Consider the following 12,096-nt stretch of genomic DNA (forward strand, 5'->3'; position numbering starts at 1 on the left):
GGCTCATGAGAAGCCGGTTTTTTAGCGCTTGCTGTAAACAAAGGGGTCAACACCCCTCGCTTTCAGCCAATGATATGTATCACCCTTGATGACGAGCGGTGCTTTTTTCAACTGTTCAATCGTCCGGCACCCCAAGACAGTCATGATCCTTTTGAAATCTTCAATCAGGCTCTCGATTTCGGCGGCTAACGCCTCTTCTCCCGAAGCTGTCAGCACTTGGAGAAAATAGCCCGCCATCCCCGCCGCAGACGCGCCCAGCGCTATCGATTTGGCCAGATCAAGGGCATCTTGTACGCCTCCGGATGCGATAATCGGCTGATCGCCGAACAGAGAGCTGACTTCGGCCAGACTGGCTGCTGTCGATATGCCCCATTGATCGAAAAACTGAACCGCTTTATCCCTGCGCAAATTTTCGATCTTCGAAAAATTCGTTCCTCCGAAACCGCCGACATCGACCGCCTGAACCCCGACGTTAAAAAGCCGGGCCGCGGTATCCCTGCTCATGCCAAAGCCCACTTCTTTTACGGCGACGGGTACGCTGACATGTCGGCAGATATCTTCAATCCGGCGCAGGCGCCCAGTAAAACTGCGGTCGCCTTCAGGCATGACGATTTCCTGAATCACATTGAGGTGAATTTGAAGCATGTCGGCTTCAATCATGTCGACCGCCCGCTTTGCCTGATCCACCGTCGCTTCGCTCCCCAAATTGGCGAATACAAGACCCTTCTGATTTTCTTTTCTGACGATCTCGTATGAAGGACGTTCACCAGGGTCTTTCAAAGCGGACATTTGCGAACCGACTGCGACCGGTATGCCCGTTTGTGCAGCCGCCCTCGCCAAAGCCCTGTTGATCTCAAACGTCGCCTTCCCGCCCCCGCCTGTCATCGCATTGATAAAAATAGGCGAACTTAAAAACAGTTCGCCTACTTTGGTTGAAGTATCAACTTGTGACAATTCCGTTTCCGGAAGGCTGACGTGAACAAACGTAATATCATCAAGCCCGGTCTGACGTATCTGTCCTGTGGACAGGGCATGATCAATGTGTTCTTTTTTTCTTTTCGCTCGCGTCACCATCATCACCAAATTTTACTTTAATTTATTCAGTTTGTCTCCGATCATTTCACCAAGCTGGAATCCTGAAGACTCTTCCTTAGCCTGGTATTGACGGTAATCTTCCTGCTCTGCTTTATCGGTGTTTTCTTCAAGCTCTTTCATGCTTAAAGAAATGCGCTCTTCCTCTTCGTTGACGTCAAGAACTTTCACTTTTACGTCCTGGCCTTCCTCAAGGACTTCATGAGGCGTACCGATGTGTTTGTTCGAGATTTGCGAAATATGGACGAGACCTTCAACTCCAGGCAGCACTTCGACAAATGCACCGAAGCTCACCAAGCGCTGGACTTTTCCGTCCAATACGTCTCCAGGCTTCACTTTTTCGCCGATGTTGGACCAAGGCCCAGGAAGCGTTTCTTTGATTGATAGCGAAATTCGTTCATTGTCGCGGTCAACGGACAGCACTTTGACTTTGACATCCTGGCCTTCTTCGACTACGTCTGACGGTTTTTCAACGTGTGAATGCGACAGCTGGGAGATGTGAACAAGACCGTCAATGCCGCCGATGTCAACGAAAGCACCGAAGTCTGTCAGGCGCTGCACTTTTCCTTCAAGCACCCGTCCGGCTTCCAGCGTTTGAAGAAACTCCTGTTTTCTTTCTGACTGCTCTTTTTCAACAACCGCACGGTGTGACAAAATCACGCGGTTTTTATCTCTGTCAAGCTCAACGACGATTAAAGTAAGCGTCTTTCCTTTATAATCTGTAAAATCTTCAACAAAATGCGCCTCTACAAGCGATGCGGGGATGAATCCGCGCACGCCGATATCGACGACCAGACCGCCTTTGACGACGTCTTTTACTTCGGCTTCAAACACTTCTTTTGACTCAAACTTTTTCTCTAGGTCTTCCCAAGCGCGGTCTGCATCAACAGCACGTTTTGATAAAATCAATGCATCGTCTTCCACTTTTGTCACTTTTAATTCAAGCTCATCGTCAACATTGACGACATCTGATGCTTTTTCAACATGAAGACTTGATAATTCACTGATTGGGATAATTCCGGTTTGCTTGCAGTTGGGGATGTCAACATCGACATGCTTGTCCTCAACTTTCGTTACAATACCTTTCACCACATCTCCAACCTCTGGTACTTGAACATCAATTTGATTCATTTCCTCTGTCATTTCAATAACCTCCTTGGTCCAAACCTACACAGCTTTTGTAAAAACGGTTATTCCGGACGAATTGATATCCGATCCGGACAGCCGATATGTATTAAAGAACCATTCAAAAATGGATATTTGAATGTTCTAAAACATGATTTATTATTACTAACTTCTAATAAAAGCCTGTGTTTGTCAAGTCAAAACATGCAGACAATAAGTAATTTGCCCGGATTTTTTATTTTTGAGCCTTTTTGTCTACAACCTGCAGGATTTTTTCGGCCACCTCATCGATCGTCAGTGAAGTCGTGTCGATTTCAAGCGCGTCGTCCGCTTTTTTCAACGGCGAAATCTCGCGCTCTGAATCGAGTTTGTCGCGGCGCCTGATTTCTTCTGCAAGCGTTTCATAGTTTACATTGTACCCTTTTTTGACGTTTTCTTCAAAGCGGCGTTTTGCCCGCTCTTCAACGGACGCCAAAAGAAATATTTTCACTTCCGCATTCGGGAGAACATGCGTTCCGATGTCGCGACCGTCCATGACGACGCCGCCTTTTTCAGCCAGCTGCTGCTGCCTTTTCGTCATTTCTTCGCGGATCCCGGCGTGTTTGGCGACGATTGAAACCTGGTTGCTCACGTCATCCGTGCGGATCGCCTCTGTTACATCTTCGCCTGCGATATAAACCTTCTGCTCTCCTTCAGGCGAAACCGTGAGATCGATGGCAGATTCTTTTAACAAGGCCGTCAAAGCCGCTTCGTCGTTTAAATCGACGCCCTCTTTCAGCGCTAAATACGTAATCGCCCTGTACATGGCACCCGTATCGATATAAATATACGACTTTTTTCCGGCCACGATTTTCGCCACGGTGCTTTTTCCGGCTGCCGCTGGGCCGTCTATTGCAATGCATAATTTCTTTTCCATAATTCCTCTCCTTGCTATCTGGTACTCCTTATAGGATTGTATCATGTATTAGGTGAAAAAGGGGAGATTTTAGCGTGAATTACGGCTTAAATGTCTCGATCCATTCGCCGATTTTCATGTTGTTCACGCCTTCATACTGCACGACTTTTGACAGATAAGGCTCAGCCTTGGAGAAATGAAAAAGAAGCTGCACGCAGATTAATATGACCGCCTGTACGACAAGAATCTTAAATAATAACCGTTCAATTGTTTTCATATCGTTCCTCCGCTGCCCGGAAAATTTATTGCGTAGGGCATGTTTAATTTTCACCGGCGGACGTTCCGCCCATACGTTCAGTATGGAAATGTTTAGAACGAATTATTCCGAATGCTAAAAAGGAAAAGGCGTGTTATCCGCCTTTTCCCTCTGATCTATCGTTTTACAAATCGTTATATATCGGTTCTGCGCTTTTCATTTTTTGGACCTTCTCTTCCGTGCCGTCTTCGGTATTGATAAACATACGGAATGTATCGTTTTCAATCGTGCCGAGAATTTCGTAGCAGAGCACTTCTTGTGAAAGCTCGTTTGTGACTAAAGCAAGACGGGTCTCCTGAACCTTTACGTTGGGATTCAGGCTTGCTTTTGCTTTTTCAAGCGTTAATTTCGGCTTCGGCAAGTCTCTTTTCTTATGGGAGATTAAGAAATCCTTTGCATTAAATCCGGTAATTTCGCCGTCGTCAAGCGCGACCTTGATGCGGATGCTGTCCGGATAGAGCCAGACGCCGTCCTGGACCGGAACAAACGAAAACACGCCGACGCCATCGTATTGCGAGCTTTCATCCATCTTCAAGTCTTCGGTTTTATAGCCGTTTTTTTTCAAAAATTGAAGGGCTTTGTTCGACGCGTCGTTCAGGCTGATTTTTTCATCTTTAATTTTTTTGTTTTGGATCAGATAAACCGGATATCCGCCTTTTTCGGTAATGTCCATATAAATATCCGCTTTTTGATCAGGGTCCTGCATGCTGATGCTGTATACATCCCTGTTCGTTTTCTTGCCGCTTTTCGACACTTTGATATTGTAATTTTTGTCCTGAGCGAATTTTTGGGCAATCTTGCGCGCTTCTTTTTCGGTTATTCTCCTGCCTTTTAAATGGTCGTACCCTTGCTGCTCTTTTTTCTTGTTCGTCATCTCTGTCGCGCCTAAATCCGTATCCGAAAATGCACTTGCGCTTTTTTCAACGGTTTTAAATCCATTAATAATCGTATTGTCGCTTTGTTTTTGGCCGGACGCGAGCGCAAGCTCTACATCCATCCATCTCAGATTTTTGTCAATAATCAAATGCTGGACATTACGCAATTCATTTTGTATATCCTTTGAATTTTCATATAGCTGATTTAAAGAAGCGTACTCTTTTTTATTAAGCGGCTCTTTGTCAAGGTCGCGCACGGCTGCTTTGTAGCTGAAATCTCCGACCTTTGCCAAAAATTCTTCGGTCTTGTTAAACGGCATTAAGGTCAGCGGCAGCTGGCTGACATTGTTATGCGCTTCAGAAGTCGTCTTCCAGACTTCCGCCAAGGCGGGAGACAGCGTTTTTTTGCTGTTCATCGCAAGTGTGCTCCCGATTTTGTCATGCAGCTGATCCACCTGATACGTTAAATCGTGAAATGCCCTTTGATAGTTGTTTTCGGCATGAAGCAAAACGGCGTCTTTCTCCTGATGTTCTTTATAGCCCCAATAGCTTGTTCCGACGATGACGACACCTAAAAGGGCGATTAAAATTCCTCTGATCATTTATAGCACCTCGCTTTTATTCACAGAAAATGTGTTTACCGATCCTTTTAATTTGCGGTCTGCCCCAAATCCATGAGCTAGTGGCCGTGTCAGGGTTAAAGTAGTAAGTGGCACTTTCTGACGGATCCCAGCCATTGATGGCGTCAAGAACGGCTTTTTTCGCCGTTTCATCCGGCGTCATGTAAATCTGTCCGTCCGCGACAGCTGTAAATGCAAGCGGTTCAAAGATAACACCAGCCACCGTGTTCGGGAAGGTAGGGCTGTCGAGTCTGTTTAAAATAACGGCTGCAACAGCAACCTGGCCGTCATACGGTTCTCCGCGCGCTTCACCGTAAACCGCTTGGGCCAACAGGTTGATGTCGTTGTTCGAGAAGCCGCCCGGCATATTGGCTGCAACGGCATCCTGTTTTTTAGGCGCCTGCTGTTTAGGTACTGCCTTTGGCTGCGCTTGTTTTTTCGGCTGTGCAGGAGCGGCCTGCTGCTTTTGCTGTGGCTGCTTTTGGGCAGTACCTTGCTGCTGTGCGCCCTGCTGCTGTCTTGCTTCCGCCTTTTTTCTAGCCTGCTGCTGCACTTCTTTTGAAGGTTTCGTCTGATACTTCAGCGGCATCCCGCCGTAATGTGTAAATTGGTTTCCTTTTCGAAGCTGTCTGTGCACGTAGTCGCTGTAATATTTAGTATGATTGATTAAAAATCGTTTTGTTTTCGGCCCGACCAGGCCGTCTGTATCCTTTAAGCCGAACTGATTTTGGAAATTACGGACGGCCCAGTATGTCGCCCACCCGTATACTCCGTCAATTCTGCCATTGTAATAGCCGTTATATTGAAGCCTTGCCTGCAGTTCAATCACATCATCCCCTGTCGCCCCCCGCTGTATCACCTGTTCAGAAAAGGCAGCGCTTTTTTGACTGAATGGAAGTGAAAGACTGGCTGCCATAATGGTACATAAAATGACATTCAAACAAAAAGAACCTTTCGACTTCATGTTTTAAGCCTCCTCCAGCATTTTTGTACCCATATCTTTTGTAGCGAGGCAGATTTTATACACGCTTTCCTTTCTGTTTCATCTTTAGGCAAATATGCCTGACAAGAAAATAAAAAAACCGCCCTTGCTCGAGGCGGTTATTGCTGAAGAGACTGCCCGCCGGCTTTGACGGAACGGGCTTTTTTTGCTTTGCGCAAGCCGAACCACCAAAGAAACACCATAAAGGGCAGCATAAAATAGATCCAGTTTTTTAAGGCGAGCAGAATATAATCGTAGAGACCGTGAAGCAAAGCCGGAATAAAAAGCGAGCATAACAGCCATTTCATCTTTGTTTTACTTGCAGAAAACCGGGCTTTGCCGATGTAAAAGCCCATGATCACTCCGAATAAGGCATGGCTGGAAACCGGAAGCAAAGCGCGCATAAAAGCGTACTCCACCCCGTTCCCGATGAGATACAATATATTTTCAAGCGTCGCAAACCCCAATGAAAGGCTTGTCCCGTATACGATTCCGTCATAGTGTTCATCAAAGTCGATATGCTGAAAAGTGCTTACCATCAGCAAAAACCATTTTAAAAATTCTTCCAAAAAGCCGGAAGTTAAAAATGAAACGACAAAACTGCCCTCAGAAATGTGTTCTTTTTCCAATACATACTGGATAAACATCGTCGGAAAAACGAGCAAAACCCCCAGTATAAAAAGGCGGATGACCATATGAATGGGCTCGGATTCATATTTTTCCTTTAAGTAAAAATACATTAACAGTGCGATTCCGGGAGCTAAGCCTGCTGAGATAATTCCGAACATGAGGAAACCTCTTTCCTTTTCATCTCATTCTATCCTACCATGATTCGGATTGTTTTGAAATTGAAAAAGAACAGGCCGCCTAATAGCAGAATTTGTCTTTTATGCCTTCTTCATAGCTTGCAAGAAGGACGGCGAGTTTCATTCTCGCTTTTTTACTGTCATAATCCTTGCCTAAGATGACCCCTTTTTTCGCGAGGTCATAGCTGCTGCCCGCATAGTCATAGGTCGTATACACTTCGCCTTCCTCTGCGCTCGTCGTGATGACGATATAAACGCCCTGATTTAATGCTTGTTCAATATCGCTCATCATATTCGGCGGTACCTGTCCCCTTCCGACTCCTTCAAGGACGATCCCTGCTGCACCCTCGCGGACGGCGGCTCTGATAAACTTGCCGTCTCCATCTAGATAGCATTTGACGATGTCCACTTTAGGAAGCGGTCTTTGCAGCTGATGAACATCCCGCTTTAAAGGCTTTTGATAAACGTATACTTTATCATTATCAATAATCCCTAAGTAACCGAAGCCGAATACGTCAAAACCCTGCAGGTTCGAAGCGTGCACTTTTTTAACATAGCGCGCGTTAAAGATCCTCTCGTTAAAAACAACGACCGTGCCGGCTCCTTTTATATCTGGGCTGCACGCTGTATAAACGGCGTGTCTGATATTTGTATATGCATCTGTGCCTTGCTGTTCGGGGGCTCGCTGTGAACCTGTGACAACGACCGGCCTTTCATCCTGCAAGGTTAAATCCAAAAAATAAGCGGTTTCTTCAAGCGTGTCCGTACCATGCGTCACAACCGCGCCGTCATAGCTGCCGTCCTGAAAAACGCGTTCGACGGTTTGTTTGAGTTCTAGTAAATGCTGAAATGTAATATGCATACTCGGAAGCTGAAACGCCGGATAGACATCGATCTGGACATCTTCCGGCAGGCTGCACATTTCGGCTAATTCAGGACCGCTGATCGCCCCTGCCGCAAGCCTGCCGCTTTCGGTTTTCCGGCTGGCGATCGTTCCTCCCGTTGTAATAAGCGCTACTTTCTTTTTCATGTCAGGCTGCCTCTTTTCGTGTTGATCTGTGTGCCGATAAAAAAGAGAGCACATCTATATATAGAATATGCTCTCTTTTGCCTGATCCAAATCATAAAATATCCGGTTTTTATATTCGTTTTGCAATTTCAGCTGCAATTAAGCCGCCGTGAAAACGTCCGTTTTCAATGAAAATTTCATTTGCGTTGTTCCCGGCCGCAATAACGCCGGCGATGAAGATGCCTTCTTCGTTCGTCTCCATCGTTTCTTCATTAAAGGAGGGACGGCCCGAATCCGCGTCAATTTCGACTCCCATTTTTTGAAGGAAGCCGTGATCAGGGTGATAACCTGTCATAGCGAACACAAAATCATTTTTGATCTTGGTCTCTTTTCCGTCGACAGAAAAAATCAGCTCGTCTTCCGTAATTTCTTTGACGACCGCTCGGAATTCCATTCTGATTTTTCCGTGCTTGACAAGCGAAAGGAATTCGGGAAGGATCCACGGTTTGATGCTGGAGGAATATTCGTTCCCTCTGTACAGCACAGTCACTCTTGCGCCCGCTTTAACGAGCTCCATCGCTGCGTCGACGCTTGAATTTTTCCCGCCGATAACCGCAACATCTTTATCAAAATAAGGATGAGCCTCTTTAAAATAATGGAATACTTTCGGAAGGTCTTCTCCCGGGACGTTCATATAGTTCGGGTTGTCATAATATCCCGTTGCGATAACGCAAAATGACGACAAATACGTATCCTTTGATGTTTCCACGATAAATTGGTTATTCTCTGTTTTTGTTACGGATTGAACTTTCTCAAACGCGTTGATCCGCAAATTTTTCCGCTTGGCGACTTCCCTGTAATAAGAAAGCGCCTGATTTCTGACCGGCTTGTGATTTTCAGTAATAAAAGCGACATCGCCAATCTCCAGTTTTTCGCTTGAGCTGAAAAAGGTTTGGTGTGTAGGATATTGATAAATGCTGTTGACGATGTTTCCTTTTTCAATGACGAGTGCATCTATTCCGATCTCTTGCATGTGAATAGCTGCTGAAAGCCCGCAAGGGCCGCCGCCGATAATGATCACTTTTTCTTCTTTCATGTTCCGTTCATCTCCTGTCATATCCGGCAAATCAAAAAATCTCCTATTTTATGATAGGAGATTTTTTGGGTTGTTGCAAATGTTTAAACCTATATCCAGCCTCTGAAGCGGGATGCTTCCGCCATCTTGCGGACGCCCACCATATAGGCTGCAAGCCGCATGTCAATTCTGCGGTTGTGCGCCATTTCGTAAATATTGTTGAACGACTTGACCATCATTTTTTCCAAACGTTCTTCAACTTCTTCTTCAGTCCAGTAGAATCCCTGGTTGTTTTGCACCCACTCAAAATAGGACACGGTTACACCGCCGGCGCTTGCCAGCACGTCCGGTACAAGAAGAATGCCGCGGTCGGAAAGAATTTTCGTCGCTTCTAGCGTCGTCGGGCCGTTGGCTGCTTCGACAACGATTTTCGCCTTGATGTTATGGGCGTTTTCCGCGATAATTTGATTTTCTATTGCAGCCGGCACCAGAATATCGCATTCCAGCTCCAGCAGTTCTTTGTTTGTAATGGTGTCATTAAACAGCTTTGTGACCGTTCCAAAGCTGTCCCGGCGGTCAAGCAGGTAATCGATGTCAAGCCCTTCAGGATCATACAGGCCGCCGTATGCATCAGAAATGCCGACGATTTTTGCACCAGCGTCATACATGAATTTCGCAAGGTAGCTTCCCGCATTTCCGAACCCCTGCACGACGACAGAAGCTCCCTCAATGTCGATGTCTTTCTTTTTCGCCGCCTCTTTAATGCAGATTGTAACCCCTTTTGCTGTCGCAGATTCTCTGCCGTGAGAACCACCTAAAACGAGCGGTTTGCCGGTAATGAAGCCCGGCGAGTTGAATTCGTCGATTCTTGAATATTCGTCCATCATCCATGCCATGATTTGAGAATTGGTAAATACATCGGGAGCCGGCACGTCTTTTGTCGGTCCGACAATTTGGCTGATCGCCCGGACGTACCCTCTGCTTAAACGTTCCAGTTCAGGAAAGGACATATCCCGCGGATCACAGATGATCCCGCCCTTTCCGCCTCCATATGGAAGGTCGATGATGCCGCATTTCAGACTCATCCAAATAGAAAGCGCTTTAACTTCTTTTTCTGTAACTCCCGGATGAAAACGGATGCCGCCTTTTGTCGGCCCTACTGCATCATTGTGCTGGGCTCGGTAGCCCGTGAAAATCTTAACAGATCCATCGTCCATGCGAACCGGAATTTTCACCGTTAAAAAACGGATCGGTTCTTTTAGTAATTCATACACCTCTTCAGGATACCCCAATTTTTCAAGCGCCTTATGTATCACCGTTTGCGTTGATTTCAAAACGTCATGTGTGTTTTCTTCAGTATGACCGGTGTTTTGATCGGCTACCATTATAAGTTAACCTCCTAAAGTCTTTCTGGCATGTTGTCCTTTCAGAGAATAGTATACACCCTTGCACTAATCATGCAAAGAACAATCAACCATTTTTAGTGAAAATATTCGAGAAAAATCTTTTTTGTTATATTCTTATTTTCGGCAGAAAAAAACTGCTGTTTAACACAGCAGAATATCTTTTTTGGATGCGGGCTATTTGAAATATGTCTGAATGGTCTGAACGGCATTGTTTTCCATGATTTTCTTTCCGTATTCCTGAAGCCTGTAAATCGTTAAAGTCGTCGGATTCCCATATTCGGCTAAAATCGAAATCACGCCGTCAGCCTCATGGGAGTCAAAATCGTCGAGACTTAAGAAATACCTGTCTTCATAGTGGTAGACTGTCCCGCCTTGAATACCGATGCGGTCCAGGTTTTTGGAAAGTTCAATCAGATGCTCAAACGTTTGAAATTCATATATAATGTCAACACTTTCGCCAAGTTTGACTTGCATTTCAATATAGTCCTCATCATACTCATTATCGTCTTCATCTGTTTCTTGATTTTTTGTGACAATGATGACCATACCTTGTGCTTGAAGAGAATACACTTCAACAGCGATTGGGCCATTCGCTTCGAACCCGAGCTCTGTATTCGCTTCGTTCATCATGTCTTTAAACAGCTGCTGAACTTTAAATGAGTCTTTCCAAAGGTCTTCTTTCGTCAGCCCCCGGTCTGTCAGATCATCAAGTGTCAGAAAGATTTTGATCTTATTATAATTTAGACGCTCAAGCCGCATAACGTTCCCTCCTGCCTCTTCTTGCACACATCATATATCTTATTATATGGAGATGATGAGTCATAGGTTCTTAATTTTGATACCAGTTTACACTGTGTTTGGGCGGAAGACAAGCACAATGCCGCCTTTTCGTTCCTTTTCAGTGAAAAAGCATCAGTTTCCTTCCATGCCGGGTCCCGGGACCAGCTTAATCAGATGGGTTTCCGGCCTCGCTCCCAGCCGCAGAGGAAGCTTCGACGTGCCATAGCCGTTGCTGATCAAGTACGGCGCCTGATGAACGGTTCCGGTTCCTCCGATTTCACAGAGCCCGAATCTGCCGAGGCGAATCTGTCCTCCGTGGGTATGACCGCTCAATATGAGATCAATACCGTCCGTCTCCTGTATTTGATGATGAATCTCCGGATTATGTGACACAAGGATGGTCGGAAAATCCTGCTGCACGCCTCTGAGCGCTGCCGGGTAATCATCCAATTCGAGCCTGATGTCATCTACTCCGCAAATATTGACGGCTTGTCCTTGATGGTCATGCAAAACCGAAGCATTGCGCAAAGGCGTTACACCGTGTGCCTTGAATATTTCCTGCAGCCTTTCCTGATCAACTTCATAATCGTTATTTCCCCATACAAAATACGTTTTTCCCAAACTTGAAAGCCTTTTGATATTTTCTTCAATTCTCGAATAAGGGACGCCGCCCTCCGCTAAGTCGCCGCCGATCATGACGAGCTGAACCCCGTGTTCTTTCACTTCACGAATCATGTCTTCACTGACTGTCCGCCTATGAATATCTGAAATAAAAAAGACGGTTAATTCGTTATTCAGGCGTCTGAGCGAAAACTCGGTTTTCAACACCCGGTTTTCGCGGGCGACGGCTGACATTTTCCACAATAAAGCAGCAAAACCGATGAAAGCGGCCGAAGCCAGACTGAGCCAATAGATCATGTGCATTCTCCAATCTGTTTTGTTTATCATAAGACGGCTTTATACAAAAAGACGTTTCTTTTAATAAGAAAACGTCTCAGCTTGTCGACAAAGCCATAAAAAGTGGCTTGATCGACAAGCTTTTTTTGTTAAAATGTGAGTGAAATCTAGTTTTTGGAGGTTTTTCCATGTTGTCTAAGCACTCTAAAGATCAGCGC

12 protein-coding genes are annotated in these 12,096 nt (G+C 45.7%); all 12 read right to left on the bottom strand.

Going from position 1 to position 12,096, the window contains the following annotated elements; genetic code table 11:
* Positions 1-21: 21 nt before the first annotated feature.
* A complete protein-coding gene (fni, locus tag MST20_RS07235; RefSeq protein ID WP_243941095.1) occupies positions 22-1,071 on the bottom strand; it encodes a type 2 isopentenyl-diphosphate Delta-isomerase in 1,050 nt (349 codons plus the stop codon).
* Positions 1,072-1,086: 15 nt separating this feature from the next.
* Entirely contained in the window at positions 1,087-2,235 is a 1,149-nt protein-coding gene (gene rpsA, locus MST20_RS07240) for a 30S ribosomal protein S1 (RefSeq protein WP_165427426.1), read from the bottom strand.
* A 217-nt stretch (positions 2,236-2,452) separates the two neighbouring features.
* Entirely contained in the window at positions 2,453-3,133 is a 681-nt protein-coding gene (gene cmk, locus MST20_RS07245; RefSeq protein WP_165427427.1) for a (d)CMP kinase, read from the bottom strand.
* A gap of 79 nt (positions 3,134-3,212) precedes the next feature.
* On the bottom strand, positions 3,213-3,389 hold the full coding sequence (locus MST20_RS07250; protein ID WP_020451974.1) for a YpfB family protein: 177 nt from the start codon (positions 3,387-3,389) through the stop codon (positions 3,213-3,215).
* A 163-nt stretch (positions 3,390-3,552) separates the two neighbouring features.
* A complete protein-coding gene (gene ypeB, locus MST20_RS07255) occupies positions 3,553-4,905 on the bottom strand; it encodes a germination protein YpeB (protein WP_243941097.1) in 1,353 nt (450 codons plus the stop codon).
* Between the two features lie 16 nt (positions 4,906-4,921).
* A complete protein-coding gene (gene sleB / locus MST20_RS07260) occupies positions 4,922-5,839 on the bottom strand; it encodes a spore cortex-lytic enzyme (RefSeq protein ID WP_481747891.1) in 918 nt (305 codons plus the stop codon).
* 185 nt (positions 5,840-6,024) lie between these two features.
* Positions 6,025-6,693, bottom strand: coding sequence for a glutamic-type intramembrane protease PrsW (prsW, locus tag MST20_RS07265; protein WP_243941101.1), 669 nt, complete (start codon positions 6,691-6,693; stop codon positions 6,025-6,027).
* Positions 6,694-6,772: 79 nt separating this feature from the next.
* The gene (locus MST20_RS07270; protein ID WP_243941103.1) at positions 6,773-7,741 is read right to left on the bottom strand and encodes an asparaginase; all 969 of its coding nucleotides are present in this window, start codon (positions 7,739-7,741) and stop codon (positions 6,773-6,775) included.
* A gap of 109 nt (positions 7,742-7,850) precedes the next feature.
* On the bottom strand, positions 7,851-8,816 hold the full coding sequence (locus MST20_RS07275; RefSeq protein ID WP_048350049.1) for a YpdA family putative bacillithiol disulfide reductase: 966 nt from the start codon (positions 8,814-8,816) through the stop codon (positions 7,851-7,853).
* An 89-nt stretch (positions 8,817-8,905) separates the two neighbouring features.
* Positions 8,906-10,180 carry a Glu/Leu/Phe/Val family dehydrogenase gene (locus MST20_RS07280; RefSeq protein WP_243941105.1) on the bottom strand — a complete coding sequence of 425 codons (1,275 nt, stop codon included), beginning with the start codon at positions 10,178-10,180 and terminating at the stop codon, positions 8,906-8,908.
* 195 nt (positions 10,181-10,375) lie between these two features.
* Positions 10,376-10,960, bottom strand: a complete 585-nt coding sequence (locus MST20_RS07285; protein ID WP_020451981.1) for a genetic competence negative regulator — start codon at positions 10,958-10,960, stop codon at positions 10,376-10,378.
* 153 nt (positions 10,961-11,113) lie between these two features.
* The gene (locus tag MST20_RS07290; protein WP_243941107.1) at positions 11,114-11,899 is read right to left on the bottom strand and encodes a metallophosphoesterase; all 786 of its coding nucleotides are present in this window, start codon (positions 11,897-11,899) and stop codon (positions 11,114-11,116) included.
* Positions 11,900-12,096: the final 197 nt, after the last annotated feature.

The sequence above is a fragment of the Bacillus sp. B19-2 genome, assembly GCF_022832475.1.
Lineage (GTDB): Bacteria > Bacillota > Bacilli > Bacillales > Bacillaceae > Bacillus > Bacillus paralicheniformis.

Bases quoted from the DNA above. Each gene is read 5' to 3' on its own strand.
- rpsA (WP_165427426.1), bottom strand. From the start codon at position 2,235: ATGACAGAGGAAATGAATCAAATTGATGTTCAAGTACCAGAGGTTGGA.
- cmk (WP_165427427.1), bottom strand. From the start codon at position 3,133: ATGGAAAAGAAATTATGCATTGCAATAGACGGCCCAGCGGCAGCCGGA.
- MST20_RS07250 (WP_020451974.1), bottom strand. From the start codon at position 3,389: ATGAAAACAATTGAACGGTTATTATTTAAGATTCTTGTCGTACAGGCG.
- ypeB (WP_243941097.1), bottom strand. From the start codon at position 4,905: ATGATCAGAGGAATTTTAATCGCCCTTTTAGGTGTCGTCATCGTCGGA.
- sleB (WP_481747891.1), bottom strand. From the start codon at position 5,839: ATGGCAGCCAGTCTTTCACTTCCATTCAGTCAAAAAAGCGCTGCCTTT.
- prsW (WP_243941101.1), bottom strand. From the start codon at position 6,693: ATGTTCGGAATTATCTCAGCAGGCTTAGCTCCCGGAATCGCACTGTTA.
- MST20_RS07270 (WP_243941103.1), bottom strand. From the start codon at position 7,741: ATGAAAAAGAAAGTAGCGCTTATTACAACGGGAGGAACGATCGCCAGC.
- MST20_RS07275 (WP_048350049.1), bottom strand. From the start codon at position 8,816: ATGAAAGAAGAAAAAGTGATCATTATCGGCGGCGGCCCTTGCGGGCTT.
- MST20_RS07280 (WP_243941105.1), bottom strand. From the start codon at position 10,180: ATGGTAGCCGATCAAAACACCGGTCATACTGAAGAAAACACACATGAC.
- MST20_RS07285 (WP_020451981.1), bottom strand. From the start codon at position 10,960: ATGCGGCTTGAGCGTCTAAATTATAATAAGATCAAAATCTTTCTGACA.
- MST20_RS07290 (WP_243941107.1), bottom strand. From the start codon at position 11,899: ATGATCTATTGGCTCAGTCTGGCTTCGGCCGCTTTCATCGGTTTTGCT.